Genomic DNA, 20,202 nt, shown 5'->3' with positions numbered 1-20,202 from the left:
CTCCGCCATGCAGTTCGATACGCCGCACCTGATCCGCTACGGCATCACCGCCCTGGTGATCGGCCTCATCCTCGCGCTCCGCATCCGCCGCATGTCGAAGGCAAGGCCGCTTACCCTGGAGCGGCTATGGATCATCCCCACCCTGTACGCACTGCTTGTCGCCAGTCTGTTCGTCCAGGCGCAGCCGAGCCTTGGCGGCTGGGCGCTGTGCGCCGTTGCGCTAGCGGTGGGCGCGGGGCTGGGGTGGCAGCGGGGCAAGCTGATGCAGCTGTCGGTCGATCCCGTCACGCACCAGCTCAATCAGAAGGCGTCGATCGGCGGGCTGCTGTTCATCGTCGCGCTGATCGCGATCAAGTTCATCGGTCAGGCCGAGGGTTCGGCGCTGCACCTCGACGTGATGCTGTTGACCCAGGCCTTCGGCGCGATGGCGCTGGGGCTGTTCAGCGCGATGCGGGTGGAGATGTACCTGCGGGGCAAGCGGCTGCTCGCCCGGGCGCGCGCCGCCCTATGAACGACCGCGAGCGTAGCTGGCTGGCCCCGCCCGAAGGTGTGCGGCGCCACGCCCCCGCGACGCTGCGCAACCGCGCGGCGATCGCGACGATGCTCGGGGAGTTGCTCCCCGCCGCCGGCCGGGTGCTCGAAGTGGCGAGCGGCAGCGGCGAGCATTGCGCCTATTTCGCCGAGCATTTCCCGCGCCTCGAATGGCAGCCGAGCGATCCGGACCCCGATGCGCTCGCCTCGATCGCCTCCTGGTGCGAGGGGCTGGCCAATGTCCGTCCGCCGGTCGCGCTCGATGCTGCAGCGGCCAAGTGGCCGGTCGCGCACGCGGACGCGATCCTCTGCATCAACATGGTCCATATCAGTCCATGGGACGCGACGCTGGGGCTGATGGTGGGGGCGGCGCGGCTGCTGCCGCCAGGTGGTCCGCTGATCCTCTACGGCCCCTATCGCGAGGCAGATGTGCCCACGGCGCCCTCGAACGAGGCGTTCGACCAGTCGCTGCGCGCGCGCAACCCGGAATGGGGATTGCGCACGCTGGAGGCGGTGGTCGAGGTCGCGGCGGCGCAGGGGCTGGTGTTCGAGCGACGGGTGGCGATGCCCGCCAACAACCTCATAGTGGCGTTTCGGCGTAGCTAGCCTGGCCGCGCGCCAGCTTCTGTTCGCGATAGACGATGTACAGGCCGCTGGCGATGATCACCGGCGCGCCCAGCCAGGTCGAAAAGGTGGGGAACATGTCGAACAGCAGCCAGCCATACAGCGTCGCCCAGATCAGCCCCGAATAGTCCATCGGCACCACCGCCGAGACCGGGGCGAAGCGCATCGCGCCGGTGAGCGCGAGCTGGCCGACACCGCCCACCAGCCCCGTGGCGATCAGGATCGCCCAGGTGACCGGATCGTGGTGCTGGAAGTTGAAGATATAGACCACGCCCAGCACCGGCACCGATAGCAGGGAGAACCAGAAGACGGTGGTGCCTGCGCTCTCCGTCTTCCCGATCTGGCGTAGCGTGATCGCCACCAGCGCAACGAACAGCGCCGCGAGCAGGCCGACGATCGCGCTGAAAACCGGGATCGCCTGGTGCCCCGGCTGCACGACGATCAGCACGCCGAGGAAGCCGACGATCACGGCGCTCCAGCGATGCCAGCCCGTCGGCTCGCGGAGCAGCAATGCGCCGAGCAGCGTCGCGAAGATCGGAACCGTGAACTGGAAGGTCTGCGCTTCCGCCAGCGGCAGCAGCACCACCGCGCCGAAGGTGAAGATCATGCCGGTAAGGCCCACGGCCGTGCGCCACACATGCGCCCCGAACCGCTGCGTCTTCAGCGATTTCAGCCCTGGCCCCGCGGCCACCCAGAGGGTTACCAGCGGCACCGCCCATAGCTGGCGATGGAACATCGTCTCCGCCAGATTGGCGCCGCGGATTTCGGACAGTTTGATCAGGGCCGACATGGTCGCCAGGCAGGCGATCGCGAACAGGCGCAGGGCAAGGCCGGTGGCGACGCGATCGGTGCGGGCATTGGACACGGGGGCTGGTTACGGCGGAGGCGCTTGAGCGGCAAGTCGTTTTGTTCTTTTGTCCTGTATTGGTTTCGCGGTGCAGCAATCCGCTGTTGCCCGGCTGGGGATAATTTCCTAACCGGTTAACCGGGCGCAACCATCGGGGGGTTGGCAGCCGTGCACTGCGCGACGTCGATCGCCCGATCCACCTTGTGCCATTGGCTTTACGGGGGCGTTCCGCGGGCGCGAGCCTGCCTGAACTCCTTTCACGTCTTTTTCGCTGACAAGGGCTGACGAACCGATGCTTCACGTTATCCTGACGCGCTTCAACATCGCCAGCCCCGGCCGCGAGGTCGCGATCCGCAACTCGCCGGGCTGGCTCGATCGGCGCTTCGGTCTTTTCGAGCAGTTCTGCCTGCCCAGCATCGCCGGGCAGACCGAGCGCAACTTCCACTGGCTGATCTATTTCGACAAGGATACGCCCGCCGAGTTCAAGGAACGGATCGAGCGCGATCGCCAGATCTTCAACTTCACGCCGCTATATGTCGCCATGTTCGACAAGGCGCGCATCGCCGAGGATGTGCGCGCGCTGGCTGCTCCCGGCGAGACGCTGATCGTCACCACCCGCCTCGACAATGACGATGCGCTTTCGGCGGATTTCGTGGCGCGCGTACAGGCGGCAGCGCCGGGCGCGACGGCGCAGACCGTGTTGAACTTCACCCACGGCATCGCGATGCGCAAGGGGCGGCTCTACACCGCGAGCGACCACAGCAATCCCTTCACCTCGCTGGTCGAACGCGATCTGGCGAAGGTCGAGACCATCTGGGCGAAATCGCATCACGAACTCGGCGACAAGTGGAAGATCGTTCAGGTACCGAGCCCGCCCTTGTGGCTGCAGGTCGTGCATGGCGAGAACGTCACCAACCGTATCAAGGGCAAGCTGGTGGCGGATACGGACGTGATCGATTCCTTCAAGATCCGCAGCGACGTGGCCGCCGAACGGGTCGGCGCCGCGGGCGTATTCTGGGATCATGGCGTGGTTTCGCCGTTGCGCGTGCTGCGCGAACTGGGGATCAAGATCATCAAGCCGATCGTGGTGCGCATCCGCGATCGGTGAATAATAGGATGGCTGATGCCTGCGCCGCGTACGGTGCGGGCGCAGTTGCCGGCACGGGCGTGCGCTAGGCGGGTTCAGGCGGCTGTCTTTTGCTTGCCGCTGCGAAAGACCTTGCTCGTGAAGTGGTGCATCGGGATTTCGAACCATCGCGCGGTCAGAATGCCCACGAGCATCACTGCGGCTAGCGTCATGACGAAGAACAGCCATACGGGGCATCCCGGCAGCATTTTCGCGGTGACGATGCTGGCGGCCCGCGCGACGAACAGATGCGTCAGGTAGATGCTGTAGGAGCTGTCACCGAGCATCATTGCGAAGGGCCAGTGGATGCCCTTGCCTTGTGCATCGGCAACTACCGCGGCGAAAACGAGCAACGTCGCCGGGACGCCGTAGAAGAAGACGCGCTGGTCCATATGTTCGAAGCCGCCGAGGTGCAGGGCGATGATCCAAGCAATGGCGATCGCCGCAGCGGGCAGGGCGAGGCGCCCCAGCCGGTTGAGCGCGCCCCGCACATAGGCATAGCCAAGCAGCGCGCCAAAGGCGAATTCCAGCAGGATCGCATTGGTGTAATAGGCGATCAGATCGTTGCCGGCGGGCGCCAGCGCGCCGAGCGCGACGATGCCGCCCAGTGCCACTACCAGCGCGGCGATGCCGCTGCGCCAGGGCAGGACGAATGTCACCGCGAAGATCAGATAGAAGAACATCTCATAATTGAGGGTCCAGCCCGGTCCCACGATCGGGAAAAAATCGCCGCTGGCATTTCGATGGGGAAGGTAGAACAGCGATGTCAGGATGCGTTCTGCGCTCATGCCTTCGTGGTTGAGGGCCGAAGGCAGGGCAAGCGCGATGGCGATTGTCAGCAGGGTGGCCGCCCAGTATAGCGGCGAGATCCGCAGAAAACGGGCAATGAGGAACTGCCCGCCGGCAGCGGCGGTTCGCGGCTTTCCGCGTGTCGTATAGACCATGATGAAGCCGCTGATGACGAAGAACAGGTCCACGCCGAAGCGAAACTGGACGATGTTCTCGTCATAGCCGCCGGAAAAGGCAGGCAGGCGCGAGAATTCCGCGATGACATGGCCGATGGCGACGAACAGCGCCGCGATGCCGCGGAGCACCTGAATGCTTGTCAGGGTTGGGCGCGCCTTGTCGACCAAAGCCAATATCTCCATCAGGTCGGTGCGGCGGGTCTTTCGCCAGTGAATCTACGAATTGCCGCAGCGTCAGCCCAGCAGTCGTCCGATGACGATCGCGAGCGAATCCTGCCATGCCGGTGCGCGATAGCCGAAAGTCTCGGCGAAGCGGGTGCAATCGAGGCGGGAGTTCGCCGGCCGCTTGGCGGGGGTGGGATAGCCCGAGCTGGGGATGCCGGCCACGTCCGCCGTCGGCCCGCCATGACGCGCGCTTTCGGCGAAGATCGCACGGGCGAAATCGGCCCAGTTGGTCTCGCCCGTTCCTGCGAAGTGATAGACGCCCTTCGACGCGCCATCGCGCTGCCAATGGTCTATCACTGCCAGGACTGCGGTGGCGATATCCAGTGCGGAACTGGGGCAGCCCTGCTGATCTTCCACAACGTTCAGCGCGTCGCGCGTCTCGGCGAGGCGCAGCATCGTCTTCACGAAGTTGTTCCCGAACGGGCTATAAACCCAGGCCAGCCGCACCACGGCATGGTCGGCCCCGGAGGCCTGTACCGCCTGTTCGCCGGCCAGCTTGGTGGCGCCATAGACGCCGAGCGGGCCGGTGGGATCCTCCTCACGCCAGGGGCGATCGAGGTTGCCATCGAACACATAGTCGGTGGAGAGGTGGATGATCGGCGCGCCGATCTTCGCCCCCGCGCGCGCCAGCGCGCCCGCACCGTCGCCGTTGATCGCCATGGCGATCTCGGGCTCGCTCTCGGCCTTGTCCACCGCGGTATAGGCGGCAGCCGAAACGATCAGATCGGGGTGCACCCGCGCCACCGTCGCTTCGATCGTCGCCGGCTGGGCGAGGTCGAACGCGGGCCGCGCCGCGAAGACGAGCTCATGCCCTTTCGCCTGCTCGGCCAGCGCCTGGGCGACCTGCCCGTCCTTGCCGGTGACGAGGATGCGCATCAGGCGGTCTGGCCCAGTCGCTCGCCGGCATATTTGCCGGAGCGGATCGGCTCCCACCACCACGCATTGTCGAGATACCAGTCGATCGTGCGGGCAATGCCGGTGTCGAAATTCTCCTCGGCCTTCCAGCCCAGTTCGGTCTCGAGCTTGGTCGCGTCGATCGCATAGCGGCGGTCATGGCCCGGGCGATCGGTGACGAAGGTGATCAGCTCGCGGCGCTTGCGGCCGTCCTTCAGCGGGATGCGCTGGTCGAGCAGGTCGCAGATCGTCTCGACCACCTGGAGGTTGGTCCGTTCGTTGCGGCCGCCGACATTGTAGCTCTGGCCAACCTTGCCGGTGGTGGCGATGGTCGCCAGCGCCTTGGCGTGGTCGTCCACGTACAGCCAGTCGCGGATGTTCTCGCCCTTGCCGTAGACGGGCAGGGGCTTGCCCTCCAGCGCGTTGAGGATCGTAAGCGGGATCAGCTTTTCCGGGAAGTGGAACGGCCCGTAATTGTTCGAGCAGTTCGACAGCACCACCGGCAGGCCATAGGTGTGGCCCCAGGCGCGGACCAGATGGTCGCTCGCCGCCTTCGACGCCGAATAGGGCGAGGAGGGGTCATAGGGCGTCTCTTCGGTGAAGATGCCGCTGTCGAACGGCAGGTCGCCGAACACTTCGTCGGTGGAGATATGGTGGAAGCGGAAGACGTCGCGCTTCTCGCCTTCCAGCTCGCGCCAATATTGCAGCGCCGCCTGGAGCAGCTTGAAGGTGCCGACGACATTGGTCTCGATGAACTCGCCCGGGCCGTCGATCGAGCGATCGACATGGCTCTCGGCGGCGAGGTGCATCACCACATCGACCTGCTCCTCGCGCAGCAGCGGCAGGATCGTCGCGGTGTCGGCGATGTCGGCATGGACGAAGCGGTAGTTGGGCGCGTTCTCGATCGCGGTCAGCGAGGCCGGGTTGCCGGCATAGGTGAGCTTGTCGAGATTGATGACGCGCGCGCCCTGGCGGACGAGGTGGCGGACCACCGCCGAGCCGATGAAGCCGGCGCCGCCGGTGACGAGGAAGGTCTGCTGCATGGATCAGCCCTGATAGAAGAAGGGGGTGTTGAACTCGGCGAAGGGCGTGGCGACCGCGTCCTTGCCCGACAATATGGGCTCGACGCCGATCTCCGGCCAGGTGATGCCCAGGTCCGGGTCGTTCCAGCGGATCGCCATTTCGTGGTCGGGCGCGTATTTGGCGCTGACCTTGTAGAGGATCTCGCAATCCGGGACGAGCGTCATGAAACCATGCGCATAGCCAGCGGGGACCAGCAGCTGGTTCCACTTTTCCGCCGAAAGCTCGACGCCGATCCACTGGCCATAAGTGGGCGAGCCGCGGCGGATATCGACCGCGACGTCGTAAATGGCACCGCGCAGCACGCGGATCAGCTTCGCCTGGGCGAAGGGCGGCGCCTGGAGGTGCAACCCGCGCACCGTGCCCGGCTGCGCCGAGAAGCTCTGATTGTCCTGTACCCAGCGCGTCTCCACGCCTTCGGCATCGAGCACCGACTGCTTGAATACCTCGGAGAAGAAGCCGCGGTGATCGCCGGATTTGGGCGGCGTGAATTCGATCACGCCGGACAGCGCATGATGATGAACCTGCGTCATGCGGCGGCCACCAGCTTGCGGAGATACGAAGCATAGCCCGTCTTGCCGAGCCCGGCCGCACGCTGGAGCAGATCTTCCGCGCCCAGCCAGCCGCTCTCAAACGCGATTTCTTCCGGGCAGGCGATTTTCACGCCGGTGCGGTGCTCGAGTGTGCGCACGAACGAGCCGGCGTCGTGCAGGCTGTCATGGGTGCCGGTATCGAGCCAGGCATAGCCGCGGCCAAGCCGGGTGATGTGCAGGTCACCGCGTTCCAGATAGGTGCGGTTGACGTCGGTGATCTCGAGTTCGCCGCGCGCCGAAGGCTGGATCGACTTGGCGATTTCCACGACATCCTTGTCGTAGAAATACAGGCCGGTGATCGCCCAGTTCGACTTCGGGTTGGCCGGCTTTTCCTCGACGCTGGTGGCAACGCCGGTCTCTGGGTCGAACGCGACCACGCCGTAGCGCTCGGGATCGTCGACATGATAGGCGAACACGTTCGCGCCGCCCTGCGCTGCCTGCGCGGACGCAGCCTGGCAGCGCTCGCCCATCTTCTCGCCGTGATAGATATTGTCGCCAAGGATCAGCGCGCTGGGATTGTTGCCGACGAAGTCGGCGCCGATGATGAAGGCTTCGGCCAGGCCGTTGGGCGCGGGCTGTTCGGCATAACTGAGGTTGATCCCGAAGGCGGAACCGTCGCCCAGCAGCGCCTGGAACATCGGCAGGTCGCGCGGGGTCGAGATGATCAGGATGTCGCGGATCCCCGTCAGCATCAGCACCGACAGCGGATAGAAGATCATCGGCTTGTCATAGACCGGGAGCAGCTGCTTCGAAATCGAAAGCGTTGCGGGATACAGGCGGGTGCCGCTTCCCCCCGCAAGAATGATACCCTTCATTCAATAATCCCCCATGGTGCGGGCGGTGCCCGGCACCGACGTTAAACTTCAAAAACCGAAGCAGGCGCGCTGTCAATCCGCCGTCGCTTTCGGGCGCGCGGAGGCGACGGCGATCAGAAGGCGTTGGAGTGGACGATCACCCGCAGTGTCTTGAACAGGATGGTCACGTCGCGCCAGATGTCCCAGCCGTCGATATACTCCATATCCGCCTGGAGGCGGTTGGTGAGGTCGACGCGGCGATCGGTCGCGCCGCGGAAGCCGCGCACCTGCGCCAGCCCGGTCATGCCCGGCTTCAGCGTGTGGCGGTGCCAGTAGCGCTCGTCGATTTCCCAGAAATAATGGTTCGCTGCGCGCGAACCCAGGGCGTGCGGCCGCGGGCCGACCACGCTCATGTCGCCGCGCAGTACGTTCAGCAACTGGGGCAATTCGTCGATGCTGGTCTTGCGAATGAAGCGGCCGACCCGCGTGATACGGTCGTCGTCGCGGCTCGCGGAAACATTGCCGTTCGCATCGCACAGCGTTTGCCGCATCGAGCGGAACTTCAGTATCTTGAACAGCCGGTTGCCGCGGCCGACGCGATCCTGCGCGAACAGCACCGGGCCCGGGCTCTCCAGCTTGATCGCGATCGCGACCATGATCATCAGCGGCGCAAGCGCGATCAGCACGGGCAGAGTGATCGCCAGATCGAGCGCCCGCTTCTTGGCGCGATTCGGCATGCTCAGCGGCCCTTGCGACACGATCAGCGTGTCCTGCCCGTCATATGCATCGACGCCGATCGCCCCGAGCGCGTTGAACTGCGGCACGAGAATCTCGCCCTTCACGTTCATGCCCTTGAGGAGCAACGCCCAGACGGCGCGCTGTTCGGGGGCGCACGCAACGACGACCCGATCGAACCCGGCGACCATCGATCCCAGCCGATGGAGCATCTGCGGATTATGCGGATCGGGCGTCAGGTTCAGGATGCGCGCATCGAGCGATACCGCACCATTCGTCACGTCCATCGGCACGCCGTCGACGATTACCAGTTCGTCCAGCAGCTTGCCGCCGGTCAGGCGGCGGACATGGCCGCGGAATCCCAGGCGTCCCGCCATGATCAGCATGAGCGCGAGAATGACGCCGACACCCAGCTGAAGACGCGAAAGCGGTAGCTCGGCCGTCAGCACGAAGCTGCCGAGCAGCACGATGAAGACTGAAAAGAAGAAGGCGGAGAAGATGTTCTTCACGCCGCTGACCGGATGCCGCAGCGCGGGAAGCGAATAGGTGCCGCTGGCGATGGCCGTGCCGAGCGTGATCGGCAGCAGAAACACGCCGACATTCACGCCCGCCAGCGACAGCCAGTTGCTGTCGCGCATACAGGCGGCAAGATAGAAGCCAAAAAGAATGGCAATGCTGTCCAGCAGCAAAAGCTCGGTATAGAGCAGCAGTCGAACGGCAGACCTGCGCAGCATCGGCGCAGGGCGCTGTTCGGCGCGGGCGTGTGCCCGCAGCTGTTCCTCAAAAGCTCGCTGCGCTTCGAAAGCGTTCATTGCCTCGCCGGGCTCCCTCACGGTTTAGCACGCTGACAGCGGGCGATTCGGCCTGCTGCACTGCACTATAACGAGACATAATTCGGGGCGGAAGCACCTCGTTCGCCGAGCGGGTCCATTTATGAGACGAGAAGGGTTCAAGCATTCGCCCCAATTGGTTGTTGCCGCAGACTGGCCGGCAAGCCAACGCGCCGGACACGCAATACCCCTAACCCATAGAAGGATTTCGGAGGCAGCGGCCGCCAATGGACGCTGTCCATCGCCAAGACTTAGCGCAAACGACGGCGCACGATCAACTCCGCCTCGTTGATGCAACGCCTTTGCCCTTCGTGCGAAACGGCCCGCCAAGCGCGATCCTCTCTTCGTTCCATCCCATTATGCTGCAATGCAGCAATTCCGCCTCGGGTCCATCTTGCTCGGGATCGTGCCGGCGGTTCTGTATGATCTTAAAGGGTTAAGTCCAGTCTAACGCTCTGAAGGGGTGTCCTCACAAGAAGAGGCGCCCCGTCAGGAGCGCCTCTCTGTAAAGCCATAAGCCGGGATCGCGCTGCGATCAGGCGATGGCCAGCGTCGTTGCGCGACGGCGACGCAGCGCGATGCCGCCCATCGCGAAGCCGCCGATCAGCATGCCCCAGGCAGCCGGTTCCGGAACGGCGGCCAGATCGATCGTGCCGCTGTAGGACGAAACGACCGAACCGCTGTTGGTGAGGTTGGTCACCAGGTCGTAGCTGCCCGCGGTGGCGATGTTGAAGAAATACTTGTTGCCGCTCACCGGCGTGAAGTTGGTGCCGGCGAAGGAGAAGCTGCCGAACGTCAGGTTCGCCGACGTGAAGGTCAGGATAAGCTGGCCGGGCGTCGTCACCGCGATCTTGAACAGGTCGCTCTTGGCGCTGTTCGCGGCAACCTTGACGTTCGAGAAGCCGCCGGTGCCCTGGTCGAACGAGCAGGGGCTCGAAACCGCGTCGCAGACATAGGTGGTGGCGCTTGCCGAACCAGCGAAACCAAGGGTCGCGCCCGCAAGGGCGGCAGCGGCGATTGCCCGCTTGAAGTTGACCATGAAAGCCTCCCGAAAAGTAGATAAAGTGCAGGCCGCTTGCATAGCCTGCGCTGCGCTGCACTACGTTAACAGCGTATAAACTTCAACCGAGTTCCCCCGCGACGCCAAGTAAAACCACAGCCAACAAAGGTTAGACGAGGCAATGGCGCGCCCGGCCGAAACCGGCCGATTTGTTACGGCCGCGTCACCGCACGTAACGAAGAAAAAACAATGGATTAAACGAGTGTTTACCATTTGCGTTCAGTATCGGCCGCGTCATCCAGGCCAGTAGAGGCGGTGTCCCAGAATGAAACGCGAGGAGATGCAGGCACGCCTGCAAAGTGCGTTCGCCGCCCATGCCGCGGCGGATCGCGAGGTCGAACGTCGTGAATCGGGGCTGCGGGCGCTCTCGCTATTGCTCGCGGCACATGATGTAGCGGTAACTTCTGAGCAACTGCGGCATATGCTTGGCCACCCGGACGCGCCCACCGCGGACGACCTGATCCTGCTCGCGAAGCGGCAGCGTGGCGTGCGCGCGAAGCTGGTCGACGTGCCTCGCGGCGGGCTGGCACGGCATCCGCTGCCGGCGGCCGCCTGCGGCCCGGAAGGCTGGTTCGTCATCTGCGGGCTCACCGAGCATGGCGTGATCGTGCAGCGCCCCGGCCAGGCCGCCGAGCAGCTGGATCGCCAGGGCCTCGATGCCATCTGGTCCGGCACGTTGCTGCTGCTCACCACGCGTGCGGTCGCGCCGCAGCCGCTGCGATTCGGGTTCGGCTGGTTCACGCGGCAGATCCATCGCTATCGCGCGCTGTTCCTGGAGGTGCTGGCGATCACGCTGGCGTTGAACCTGCTGGGGCTGGCGGCGCCGTTGTTGTTTCAGGGCGTGATCGACAAGGTGCTGATCCATAACAGCATGAGCACGCTCAGCGTGCTGGCCTTCGCCTTCCTCGCGGTTTCGATCTGGGAGGTTGCGCTGGGCTGGATCCGCACGCGCCTGTTCACCGAAACCGCGCAGAAGATCGATGTCGAACTCGGTGCGCGCCTGTTCCACCATCTGCTCGCGCTGCCGCTCGGCTATTTCGAGCGGCGTCGCGTCGGCGACACCGTCACGCGGGTACGGCAGTTGGAGACGATTCGCGAATTCCTCACCAACGCTTCGCTGACGGTGATGATCGACCCGCTGTTTACGATCGTCTTCCTGGCGGCGATGCTGTTCTATTCGCCGATGCTGTTCGGCATCGTGCTGGTGTCGCTGGTCGCCTATGCGGCGGTTTCCTTCGTCGTGGCCGGCCCCTTGCGGGCGCGTGTGAACGACAAGTTCGAAAAGAGCTCCGCCAGCAATGCGCTGCTGGTGGAGAGCGTATCCGGCATCCACACGATCAAGGCAACGGCAGTGGAGCCGCACTGGCAGAACCAGTGGGAGCGCCAGCTCGCTTCCTATACCGCCGCGTCGCAGCGGCTGGTCAATACCGCCAATAGCGGCAGCCAGGCGATCGAATTGATTTCGAAGCTTAGCTTCGCCGCGATCCTGTTCTTCGGCGCCAAGGCGGTGATTGCCGGTTCGATGACGGTGGGCGCGCTGGTCGCCTTCAACATGTTCGCCCAGCGCGTCGCCACGCCGGTGGTCCGCATGGCCCAGCTGTGGCAGGATTTCCAACAGGTGCGGATCGCGATCGAGCGGTTGGGCGACGTGCTCAACCATCCGGTGGAACCACGCCCCGAATCGGCCGCCACGCTGCCCATGCTGCGCGGCGCGATCCGGTTCGAGAACGTCACCTTCGGCTATGGCGAGGGGCAGCCGCCGGTGGTGCGCGACATCACGCTGGAGATTCCGGCCGGAAGCTCGCTCGGCATCGTCGGATCGTCCGGATCGGGCAAGTCGACGCTGGCCAAGCTGCTGCAACGGCTGAACATGCCCGATCAGGGGCGCGTACTGGTGGACGAGGTGGATGTAGCGCAACTCGATCCTGCCTGGCTGCGCCGCCAGATCGGCGTCGTGCTGCAGGAGAACCTGCTGTTCAGCCGTACGATCCGCGAGAATATCGCACTGTCCAATCCCGCGATGCCGTTCGAACAGGTGGTTGCGGCCGCCACGCTAGCCGGCGCGCATGATTTCATCCTTCGCCAGCCGCGCGGCTACGATACGGAAATCGTCGAACGCGGCGCCAACCTGTCGGGCGGCCAGCGCCAGCGCATCGCCATCGCCCGCGCGCTGATCGGCAATCCGCGTATCCTGGTGTTCGACGAAGCGACCTCGGCGCTCGATGCGGAAAGCGAGGAACTGATCCAGAACAATCTGCGGGCGATTTCGGCGGGGCGTACGCTGGTCATCATCGCCCATCGCCTGTCGGCGGTACGCGCCTGCGATCGCATCATCACGCTGGAACAGGGGCGGATCGTCGAAAGCGGCCGGCATGAAGAATTGCTGCGCCAGGGCGGGCGCTATGCCGATCTGTATCGCCGCCAGAGCGGCCTTGGGGAGCTTGCCGCATGAACGCGTTGGTACCCATGCGCCGGGGTGGCGCGCTGGCGCGGATGAAGGGGGCGATCGTCCCCGCCCGCACGTCCGACTATGATACGGCGTTTCTCCCTGCTGCACTGGAGATCATCGAACGGCCGGTATCGCCCACGGCGCGGATCACGGCGCGGGTGATGCTGGCGGGGTTGATCGTCACCGGCGCCTGGCTCGCCTTTGGGCGTGTCGATGTGGTTGCGCCGGCCGAGGGGCGGATCGCGCCGACCGGCGAGACGAAGATCATCCAGTCGCCCGAAAGCGGGATCGTCCGCCGGATCCTGGTGGGCGAGGGGCAGAAGGTGCGCAAGGGCCAGGTGCTGGTGACGCTGGACCCGACGATTTCGGGCGCGGAAGCGGCGCAGGCGCGGGTGGGGCTGGTCAGCGCCCAGCTGGATGTCGCGCGCAACCAGGCGATCGTCGATGCGCTGGACGGCAAGGGATTCCGCTTCGTCGCGCCGGCGGCGGCGGGGGCGGCCGAGGCGGAGACGCATCGCGCCCTGGCGCGCGCGCGGCTTGGCCAGATCGAAGCGATGCTCGCCGCGGGACGATCGGATAGCGGTGCCGCCGCCTCCGCCTCGGCCGAGGCGCAGGCGCAGGTGCGCAAGCTGGAACAGTCGCTGCCGCTGCTCGAACAACAGGTTGCCGCCAATGAGGCGATGGCTGCCAAGGGCTATGTCTCGCGGCTACGGGTCGTGGAGATGCGGCGTCAGCTGATCGCGGAGCGTCAGGATCTGCTCGCGGCGCGGGCGACCGTCGCGCGGTATGGCCAGCAGTCGCGCAGTGCCGTCAGCGGGTCGGTCAGGACGCGCGAGGAGGCGCGGGCGCAGGTCCTGCAGGATCTGGTGAAGGCGCAGGAAGAAGCGCGCGCCAGGGGCGAGGAAGTGGCGAAGGCGACGCTGCGCAGTTCGTTCCGCGAATTGCGCGCGCCGGTCAGCGGCACCGTGTCGCAACTGCAGCTGCATACCGAAGGCGGCGTGGTGGAAGGTGCCAAGCCGCTGCTGACGCTGGTGCCGGACAATGCCCGGCTGGAGGCGGAGATGATGATCGGCAACGGCGATATCGGATTCGTCCGCACCGGGATGCCGGTGAAGGTCAAGCTTCAGGCGTTTCCCTATTCTCGGTACGGCACGATTGCCGGCACCGTCGTCAGCATCAGCCCGGAGGCGGTGGCGGTGAAGGACGGGCAGCCGCCGGTGTACAAGGCAAGGGTCGCACTCGATCGTGGCTACATCGTCGCGAATGGTGCGCAGGTGCCGTTGCGCCCCGGCATGATCGCCTCTGCCGATATCGTCACCGGCACGCGGACGCTGCTCAGCTATATCGTCGGGCCGGTGCTCGAAACCGGCGGCGACGCGTTGCACGAACGCTGAGACCGGGGCCGGGGAGCAGGCTGCGCTCCCCGGCCACCCGCGCGTTCAGCTGCGCGGCGGATGCTGCGCTTCGAATGCCTTGGCGAAGCTGGTCCCGAGCAGGGACGGCAGCGCCGCGTCGGGCAGCGTGGCGATCAGCTGGCGGGCGAAATCCAGGTTGATGGCAAGGCCTTCCGCCGGATTGTCGGTCACGCTCGAGATGCGCACCAGCACGCCGTCGACGATCCACCCTGCGATCTGGCTTTTCAGGCGCGCGAACAGCTGCTGGTTGCCGTCCTGCGGCAGATAGTCGCCGACGCGGGTCCAGTAGAGGATCTGTTCGGTCCGGTTGAAGCTCGATGCGGTGAGTGCCCGGCCCGGCACGGCGACGCCCGGCGCCACCGGGATCGTCTGCGGTGCGCTGCGTTCGACGGTGAAGCCGAAGAAGGGATAGCAGACTTCGGGACGGTGCAACTGGAGAAGATCGGTCTGGGCGTTGCCATAGGCGATCAGCATCATCACCACCGCACCGTCCTGCCGCGAGAAGACGCGGCTGACGGTCTGGTTGTAGAGCTTGTCTTCCAGGCTGCCTTCGCGCGGGGGCGCGATCAGGGCGCCGGTATCCTCGGCGCGCCACGGCCCGAAGGCGTGCGGCAGCAGCGCGTCGAGCTTGGCATTGCCGAGCAGGTCCATCCGCTTGTGCGGTTTGAGGCCCAGCGAAGCGCCGGCCGCCGCGAAGCAGCCCGCGCCGATCAGTAGGTCACGCCGGTTGAACATGCCGCCTCCGGGCGAAAAGGAGGATGCGTTCGACGGCCCAGTCGATCGCGAAGATGGAGAGCAGTGCCACCACGAACATCACCATGCCGGTGGTAACGTGCAGGAAGCTCTGCGCGGCCGCGTCGCCAAGATGATAGGTGATCAGCACCAGCATCACGATGCGCAGGATGTTGGTTGCCACCGCCACCGGGATCACCAGCATCGCGATGAACAGCGCATAGCCCCAGGACGGCTTGTTCTTGATGTAGATGTACAGAAGCGTGACCACCACGAGGCTGGAAAGCGAACGGAGCCCCGAACAGGCATCTTCCACCAGCAGCTGGTACGGGCCGATGAACAGCGTCACCCCCTGGCGCAGGATCGGATAATCGAGCCAGGAGAGGAAACCGGTCGACGCATAGGAAACGAATTCCTTGAGCGGCGCGGTGACGCGATCCACCACCCAGCCCGGCGGCGGGATCAGGAACGCCAGCCACAGCACGGGGAACCAGGCGGCCCGCAGCACGGCACCGCCGAAATAGAGATAGCCCGTCGTGATCACGGTCGCGACCAGGCCGGCGGTCTCGATGCTGACGAAATCGAAGACGCGCCCGGCGACATAGACTGCCAGCGACAGGAGCAGCAGCAGCGTGCCCAGCAGCAGATTGCCGGGCCGGCGCAGCCGTTCGATCGTCTCGCGCTGGCGGGCCAGCATCCAGACGCCGGTCGCCAGAACGATCGGGCCGTGCACTCCGCCATCCGCGCTCCACACTTGGCGGCCGAGCGTGATGAAGGTGGGGATGGCCAGGGCCAGCAGGCCGGCCACGGCCAACCAGAAGCCGTGGCCGCGCTTGGCGTGCTCCCGCTCCAGCGCGGACGCGGTCATGCTGTCCAAATCAATATCCGTTCAGAACGCAGCCGACGACGTTGGTGCGATCCGAACGCAGCGTGCGCGTGAGCGTCGTCACGTCCCGCATATAGCTTGCGTCCCTGCGCGCGACGATCAGGGCATAGCCCGCAACGTTGGCAACGCGCTGGCCGTCCGCACAGCTGTTCGATGCGGTGGTGTCGAAGATCGTGATGTCGAACTCGCGTAGCAACTGCGTCGCCAGTTCGCGGAACTGTTCGGAAGACAGCAGCTCCTGCGGGCTGTGTTCGACATGCCCCGCGGGGACGACCGACAGGTTCTCCATGCCGGTGCGATGCAGGATCGCGTCGAGCGAAACCTCACCCGAGATCAGGTAATCGGCCAGGCCCGGCTTGTCGGCGGTCAGGCCGAAGGCTTCGCCGATCGCGGGTTCGCGCAGATTGGCATCGACCAGCGCGGTCCTGATGCCGATCTGCGCCAGCGCCGTGGCAAGGTTCACCGCGACGAAGCTGCAACCGGTGCCCGCAGAGGCGGCGCAGATCGCGAGCGCGCGGCGGCCCTCGCGCAGATGCTGGCTGACGATGCGGGTACGCAATGCGCGAATCGCTTCGGCTTCGATGCCGGTCGGGTCGGAGAGGACCAGCTGATATTCAGGGATGCCCGACGTGTCCGGCGTAACCAGGGCGCCGCTCGGGCGATCGCCTTCCGGCTGCGGCTGGGGCGTAGTGATCGCGTCCATTACTCTACTGCAGCTCCCTGAAACTCGTGGGATTGGCCGGTTGTTTGCTGGCTACGGCGCAGGCGGCTGGCGAGGTTGGTGCGGCTCTGCACCACGCCGAACACCGGCGCTTCGACGGCAACTTCCAGATCGTCCGCGCTGCGGACGCGGCGGCCCAGAAGCTCGACCAGCAACGCGATCAGCACGCCCAGCCCCAGCCCGAAGCCGGCGGCACCGCCGATGATCAGCGGTACCTTCGGATAATAGGGAAATTCGGGTGCCGAAGCTTCGCTGAGCGTCGTCATGCCGGTTTCGTTGCTGCTGGCCTCCAGGCGAAGATCGGCAACGCGCTGTGCCGCCTTCATATACTGGTCCTGCTTCAGCGTCACGTCGCGCTGCAGCTCCATCAGCCGGTCGACGTCCTGCCGGTTGCCCAGCACGCGCGCACGCTGCGCATTGGCCGCGCTTTCGGCGGCGCCGCGATTGCTGGTGTTGGCGGCGCTTGCCTGCGCCCGCTCCTGCGCGGCGGCACGGGCATAGACCTCGCGCTGGCGCTGAAGGGCCTGGAAGGTCGGGTGGTTCGGCCCCAGGCTGGTCGCCGCCTGCTGGATCTGCTGATCGATCTGGGCAAGCTGCATCTGTGCCGGGCCGATGCCGGCGGCCGCCACCGGGGCGGCTGCCGTGCTGGCGGCGGCGCTCTGCCCCTGCAGCTGTTCCAGCTTCTGGGTGTCGAGATCGCTGCCGGTTTCGGTCAGGACGATGCCGGCCTTCTTCGCGAAGGCGGTGCGGGCATCCGCGGCGGCGATCAGCGCGTTGCGCGCTGCCTGGGCCTGCTGCGTATACCATTCCGCCGACTTGGCGGCGGCCTGGCGCTTGGCGGCCAGCGCCTGGGTCAGGAACGCCTGGCGGATCATGTTGGCGATCTGTTCGGCACGTTCCGGCGAGCTATCCGAATAGGAAATCTCGAGGATGTTGCTGCCTTCGATCACGTTGGCGTTGGTATTGGAGACGATCTGCTTGGCCAGCCAGCGACGGATGTCGCCGGTTGCCGCCGACGAGGAATCGTTGAACGCGGCGATATTGGCGGGATCGCTTGCCCAGCCGAGCTCGTCGACCACGCGACCCGCGGTCGCATAGTCCTCGATCAGCTCCACCTGCGTCTGCACATAGGCGCGCATGAACTGCGAGCTCATCACCTGGCCCGTCACCGGATCGGGCTTGAAGGTGTCGAGCACGATCCGGGTCGTCGCGCGGTAGCGCGACGGCAGGAACTGGACGACCAGCGTCGCCGTGACCACGCAGATGAGGAACGCCGGCAGGATAATCCAACGTCGCGCCCAAAGGATTCGAAAGAATTGGACTATGTTCACCGATTTTCCTCGTAAGCTGGAAGCTGTGCCAAGATCAGAACAGTCGTTCGCCAACGACGACGACATCACCCGGCTTGATCGGATCGTCCATCTTCAACTTGATCTCCTGGCCGTTGCGGCTGATCTTCACGCGCTTGCTGGAACCCGACGGCGTCAGCCCGCCTCCCTGCGCGAGCGCGCGCCGCAACGTCATTTCCGAACGAATCGCATATACGCCCGGTGCATTGACCTGGCCATAAATGTAGAATTTTTCGGCTTCCGGCACGAACACCTTGTCGCCTGCCTTGACCTCCGGATCCTGATCCGGGCCGCCCTGTGCCAATTTGGTGTAATCCAGCTTGACGCTGGTGCCGTCCGCACGCGTGAGGACGACGGTTTCCGCACCGGTCGCCCGCAGGCCGCCCGCGCGGGCGATGATCTCCGACACGCGATAGGCGCGGTCGATCGGTTGCAGTCCCGCCGAATTCACTTCGCCCAGCACCGTCACATAGTTGCTGACGAAGGTTACGATTTCGACATTGACGATCGGCTTTGCATAATAGCCGCCGGCGCGGAGCCGCGCCGCCAGCTTGTCGGCAAGCGACACGGCGGTTTCACCCTGCACCGGAACGGCACCCAGATAGGGCAGGGTGATGGTGCCGTCGGCGCGGACACGCGCGCGCGTCTTGAAGTCGGCCTGGCCCAGCACGTCGGCTTCGATCACATCGTCAACGCCGATGCGATAGCCGGCCGGAGCGCCGACGCCCGCGGGTGCGGCCGGTGCGGTTTCGGTCGCCTGACCGATCGGCATGGTCGGTGCCGCCGGCGCTGCGACCGGCGGACGCGCCGCGGCCGGCGCCGGCAGCGTGCGGTTGGGGATCTGCGCAGTCGCATGGCTCGAAAGCCCGGCCACCGCAGCCATGGCGGTTGCGATCAGGAAACGGCGTGGGTCGTGCATGAGAAATGCCCTCATCAAAGCGATAGGGAAGTGGTCAGGCTGATACGCTTCGCATCGAACCCGAACAGCTGAATATTCGACGTGCGCTTCATATAAGTGCCATCGAGCGAAAAGCGCAGTCGGCGGCTCGCTTCGTAGCGGAGGCCGGCGTTGAAGGTCAGATTTTCGTCCTTGCCGCTCGGCGGCGCGTCCGGGAACAGCGGGGAGGAGGCGAACTCGCGGCGCAGAAAGCTTGCGCCGAACTGTACCTGCGTCCGTTCCGACAGGCGGCGCGTCACCGTGGCGCGCGCGGTCGTCTCCAGATTATAGCTGACGAAAAGAAGCTGCGATGGCACGGCGCTGCGGCTCGCCCCGATGACGATGTTGAACAGATCGCCCCTGTAGGTCGTCGCGAGATCGAAGCCTATGCCGGAAAAGCCCGGCGTGCCGGCAAGTTTCGGATCCACCTTGGTGTAGTTGACCGATCCGCGGAAATCGAGCCGGGTCCCCACCGTGCGTTCCAGCTGAACGCCGGCCGCATAGGATTTCAGGCCGTCCTGCCCCACGCCGTTGGGCGTCGCGCGGTTGATATAGCTGCTGTCCGAATAGCGGCCGAAGATCGAAACGGTGCCGATCGCCGGCGAGGCCAGCCCCAGCTGCCCGGTAACGCTGTTGGTGTTGGAATCGGCGAACTTGCGCAGCGTAGTGCTGTTGCGCACTTCGCTCCGGCTGACGCCGATCGAAGGGCGCAGGCCGATCTGTCCGCCGCAGCCGATATCGGCCGTGTAGTTGCGGCGCTCTTCGGTGTTGTTCACACTCGCCGCAACATCCTGTGCGAGCAGGTTGCCGAGATCGCTGAGGCGGCGGCTATAGCCGATTTCGGCATGGCCGATGCAGGAGGCGAGCCGCTGGTCGCCGCCGCCGGTGAGGTCGATCGACTCCCGGTTCAGCCGGGTATAGCGGCGATAGAAATTGTAGCCGACATTTCCGCGCAGATAGAAATCGCCGGTGGCGCGCGGAAGAAAGACGTTGACGTCCAGCGAGGGAGCCGTGCTCACGTCGCCCTTGGGCTGCCCGGCCGCCAGGCTGGGATTGTTAAGGACGACATTGTCGTCATATTGCACGCGCGCCATGGCCATCACTCGAATCTGGCGGCCCTGGCCGGCCGCCGCGCCGCCCGCCGTTTGGGCCATTGCCGGCACCGCGCATGTCGCAGACGCGAGAAGAACCGCCACCGCGCCAAATCCGTTCAGAGAGCCGCCGACCGGGGCAGCCCTGAAATTCTGGTGTTTACTTACAGGCACGCATGTTCCCCCAGGGTGGTTAGCTCATTATCAACCGTCCTTCGCACACGCAACCGAAAGGCCGGGCGGCTTTGGCCGAATTTCACTGAATCTGTGTCGTCCCGGGGCATTCAAGAGCGAGAAAATAGGCCGGGTGCGTAATGA

The 20,202-nt window shown here is 65.3% G+C and carries 19 protein-coding genes; 5 read left to right on the top strand and 14 right to left on the bottom strand.

The annotated features are described in order from the left end of the window. The first annotated feature begins 7 nt into the window (after positions 1–7). Both DD559_RS09695 and DD559_RS09690 read left to right on the top strand, forming a co-directional pair. Positions 8–511: a CcdC protein domain-containing protein gene (locus tag DD559_RS09695; RefSeq protein ID WP_116468991.1), complete on the top strand. Its 504-nt coding sequence runs from the start codon at positions 8–10 to the stop codon at positions 509–511. After that, on the top strand, positions 508–1,137 hold the full coding sequence (locus tag DD559_RS09690) for a DUF938 domain-containing protein (protein ID WP_116468990.1): 630 nt from the start codon (positions 508–510) through the stop codon (positions 1,135–1,137). Before DD559_RS09695 ends, DD559_RS09690 begins: the two co-directional genes overlap by 4 nt. On the opposite strand, the gene DD559_RS09685 is transcribed toward DD559_RS09690, so the two are convergent. Beyond that, positions 1,112–2,020, bottom strand: coding sequence for a DMT family transporter (locus DD559_RS09685; RefSeq protein WP_116468989.1), 909 nt, complete (start codon positions 2,018–2,020; stop codon positions 1,112–1,114). The two genes, DD559_RS09690 and DD559_RS09685, sit on opposite strands and share 26 nt — an antisense overlap. A 274-nt stretch (positions 2,021–2,294) precedes the next feature. On the opposite strand from DD559_RS09685, the gene DD559_RS09680 reads away from it, so the two are divergent. Continuing rightward, a complete protein-coding gene (locus DD559_RS09680; RefSeq protein ID WP_116468988.1) occupies positions 2,295–3,110 on the top strand; it encodes a glycosyltransferase in 816 nt (271 codons plus the stop codon). A gap of 74 nt (positions 3,111–3,184) precedes the next feature. Here the strand turns inward: DD559_RS09680 and DD559_RS09675 are convergent, their stop codons facing one another. The 7 genes from DD559_RS09675 to DD559_RS09645 all read right to left on the bottom strand — a co-directional run bounded on the left by DD559_RS09675 (position 3,185) and on the right by DD559_RS09645 (position 10,283). Next, positions 3,185–4,276, bottom strand: a complete 1,092-nt coding sequence (locus DD559_RS09675) for an acyltransferase family protein (protein WP_116468987.1) — start codon at positions 4,274–4,276, stop codon at positions 3,185–3,187. Positions 4,277–4,327: 51 nt separating this feature from the next. Next, on the bottom strand, positions 4,328–5,194 hold the full coding sequence (gene rfbD / locus DD559_RS09670; RefSeq protein WP_116468986.1) for a dTDP-4-dehydrorhamnose reductase: 867 nt from the start codon (positions 5,192–5,194) through the stop codon (positions 4,328–4,330). After that, entirely contained in the window at positions 5,194–6,255 is a 1,062-nt protein-coding gene (gene rfbB, locus DD559_RS09665; RefSeq protein WP_116468985.1) for a dTDP-glucose 4,6-dehydratase, read from the bottom strand. Before rfbB ends, rfbD begins: the two co-directional genes overlap by 1 nt. 3 nt (positions 6,256–6,258) lie before the next feature. Beyond that, on the bottom strand, positions 6,259–6,825 hold the full coding sequence (gene rfbC, locus DD559_RS09660; protein WP_116468984.1) for a dTDP-4-dehydrorhamnose 3,5-epimerase: 567 nt from the start codon (positions 6,823–6,825) through the stop codon (positions 6,259–6,261). Next, entirely contained in the window at positions 6,822–7,700 is an 879-nt protein-coding gene (rfbA, locus tag DD559_RS09655; RefSeq protein WP_116468983.1) for a glucose-1-phosphate thymidylyltransferase RfbA, read from the bottom strand. The genes rfbC and rfbA overlap by 4 nt, the downstream gene beginning before the upstream one ends. Positions 7,701–7,813: 113 nt before the next feature. Further along, positions 7,814–9,226, bottom strand: a complete 1,413-nt coding sequence (locus DD559_RS09650; RefSeq protein ID WP_240610202.1) for an exopolysaccharide biosynthesis polyprenyl glycosylphosphotransferase — start codon at positions 9,224–9,226, stop codon at positions 7,814–7,816. A 553-nt stretch (positions 9,227–9,779) separates the two neighbouring features. Continuing rightward, positions 9,780–10,283: an FxDxF family PEP-CTERM protein gene (locus DD559_RS09645; RefSeq protein WP_116468982.1), complete on the bottom strand. Its 504-nt coding sequence runs from the start codon at positions 10,281–10,283 to the stop codon at positions 9,780–9,782. Between the two features lie 286 nt (positions 10,284–10,569). Between DD559_RS09645 and DD559_RS09640 the strand changes: the two genes are divergently transcribed. Then, the gene (locus DD559_RS09640; protein ID WP_116468981.1) at positions 10,570–12,756 is read left to right on the top strand and encodes a type I secretion system permease/ATPase; all 2,187 of its coding nucleotides are present in this window, start codon (positions 10,570–10,572) and stop codon (positions 12,754–12,756) included. Next, the gene (locus tag DD559_RS09635; RefSeq protein ID WP_116468980.1) at positions 12,753–14,147 is read left to right on the top strand and encodes an HlyD family type I secretion periplasmic adaptor subunit; all 1,395 of its coding nucleotides are present in this window, start codon (positions 12,753–12,755) and stop codon (positions 14,145–14,147) included. Before DD559_RS09640 ends, DD559_RS09635 begins: the two co-directional genes overlap by 4 nt. 45 nt (positions 14,148–14,192) lie before the next feature. Here the strand turns inward: DD559_RS09635 and epsI are convergent, their stop codons facing one another. Genes epsI through DD559_RS09605 form a run of 6 tightly spaced genes read right to left on the bottom strand, consistent with a single transcriptional unit; the run spans position 14,193 to position 19,947 of the window. Continuing rightward, complete coding sequence (epsI, locus tag DD559_RS09630) at positions 14,193–14,903, bottom strand: exosortase-associated protein EpsI, V-type (protein ID WP_116468979.1); 711 nt, start codon at positions 14,901–14,903, stop codon at positions 14,193–14,195. Next, positions 14,887–15,768 (bottom strand): exosortase V, encoded by an 882-nt coding sequence (gene xrtV / locus DD559_RS09625; protein ID WP_116470831.1) that lies wholly within the window; start codon positions 15,766–15,768, stop codon positions 14,887–14,889. Before xrtV ends, epsI begins: the two co-directional genes overlap by 17 nt. 10 nt (positions 15,769–15,778) lie before the next feature. Further along, on the bottom strand, positions 15,779–16,489 hold the full coding sequence (locus DD559_RS09620) for a CpsD/CapB family tyrosine-protein kinase (RefSeq protein WP_116468978.1): 711 nt from the start codon (positions 16,487–16,489) through the stop codon (positions 15,779–15,781). Further along, on the bottom strand, positions 16,489–17,838 hold the full coding sequence (locus tag DD559_RS09615; RefSeq protein ID WP_116468977.1) for a Wzz/FepE/Etk N-terminal domain-containing protein: 1,350 nt from the start codon (positions 17,836–17,838) through the stop codon (positions 16,489–16,491). The genes DD559_RS09620 and DD559_RS09615 overlap by 1 nt, the downstream gene beginning before the upstream one ends. A 34-nt stretch (positions 17,839–17,872) precedes the next feature. Next, positions 17,873–18,790 (bottom strand): SLBB domain-containing protein, encoded by a 918-nt coding sequence (locus tag DD559_RS09610; protein ID WP_240610201.1) that lies wholly within the window; start codon positions 18,788–18,790, stop codon positions 17,873–17,875. After that, the gene (locus tag DD559_RS09605) at positions 18,790–19,947 is read right to left on the bottom strand and encodes a porin family protein (protein WP_116468975.1); all 1,158 of its coding nucleotides are present in this window, start codon (positions 19,945–19,947) and stop codon (positions 18,790–18,792) included. The genes DD559_RS09610 and DD559_RS09605 overlap by 1 nt, the downstream gene beginning before the upstream one ends. Positions 19,948–20,202: the final 255 nt, after the last annotated feature.

The organism is Sphingomonas pokkalii, assembly GCF_003096275.1.
Lineage (GTDB): Bacteria > Pseudomonadota > Alphaproteobacteria > Sphingomonadales > Sphingomonadaceae > Sphingomonas > Sphingomonas pokkalii.
This window is presented reverse-complemented; position numbering and strand designations above follow the sequence as displayed.

What these genes read in the sequence shown, in the direction of transcription:
- DD559_RS09695 (WP_116468991.1), top strand. Translation starts at nt 8, where the DNA reads ATGCAGTTCGATACGCCGCACCTGATCCGCTACGGCATCACCGCCCTG.
- DD559_RS09690 (WP_116468990.1), top strand. Translation starts at nt 508, where the DNA reads ATGAACGACCGCGAGCGTAGCTGGCTGGCCCCGCCCGAAGGTGTGCGG.
- DD559_RS09680 (WP_116468988.1), top strand. Translation starts at nt 2,295, where the DNA reads ATGCTTCACGTTATCCTGACGCGCTTCAACATCGCCAGCCCCGGCCGC.
- DD559_RS09675 (WP_116468987.1), bottom strand. Translation starts at nt 4,276, where the DNA reads ATGGAGATATTGGCTTTGGTCGACAAGGCGCGCCCAACCCTGACAAGC.
- rfbD (WP_116468986.1), bottom strand. Translation starts at nt 5,194, where the DNA reads ATGCGCATCCTCGTCACCGGCAAGGACGGGCAGGTCGCCCAGGCGCTG.
- rfbB (WP_116468985.1), bottom strand. Translation starts at nt 6,255, where the DNA reads ATGCAGCAGACCTTCCTCGTCACCGGCGGCGCCGGCTTCATCGGCTCG.
- rfbC (WP_116468984.1), bottom strand. Translation starts at nt 6,825, where the DNA reads ATGACGCAGGTTCATCATCATGCGCTGTCCGGCGTGATCGAATTCACG.
- rfbA (WP_116468983.1), bottom strand. Translation starts at nt 7,700, where the DNA reads ATGAAGGGTATCATTCTTGCGGGGGGAAGCGGCACCCGCCTGTATCCC.
- DD559_RS09650 (WP_240610202.1), bottom strand. Translation starts at nt 9,226, where the DNA reads ATGAACGCTTTCGAAGCGCAGCGAGCTTTTGAGGAACAGCTGCGGGCA.
- DD559_RS09645 (WP_116468982.1), bottom strand. Translation starts at nt 10,283, where the DNA reads ATGGTCAACTTCAAGCGGGCAATCGCCGCTGCCGCCCTTGCGGGCGCG.
- DD559_RS09640 (WP_116468981.1), top strand. Translation starts at nt 10,570, where the DNA reads ATGAAACGCGAGGAGATGCAGGCACGCCTGCAAAGTGCGTTCGCCGCC.
- DD559_RS09635 (WP_116468980.1), top strand. Translation starts at nt 12,753, where the DNA reads ATGAACGCGTTGGTACCCATGCGCCGGGGTGGCGCGCTGGCGCGGATG.
- epsI (WP_116468979.1), bottom strand. Translation starts at nt 14,903, where the DNA reads ATGTTCAACCGGCGTGACCTACTGATCGGCGCGGGCTGCTTCGCGGCG.
- xrtV (WP_116470831.1), bottom strand. Translation starts at nt 15,768, where the DNA reads ATGACCGCGTCCGCGCTGGAGCGGGAGCACGCCAAGCGCGGCCACGGC.
- DD559_RS09620 (WP_116468978.1), bottom strand. Translation starts at nt 16,489, where the DNA reads ATGGACGCGATCACTACGCCCCAGCCGCAGCCGGAAGGCGATCGCCCG.
- DD559_RS09610 (WP_240610201.1), bottom strand. Translation starts at nt 18,790, where the DNA reads ATGAGGGCATTTCTCATGCACGACCCACGCCGTTTCCTGATCGCAACC.
- DD559_RS09605 (WP_116468975.1), bottom strand. Translation starts at nt 19,947, where the DNA reads ATGGCCCAAACGGCGGGCGGCGCGGCGGCCGGCCAGGGCCGCCAGATT.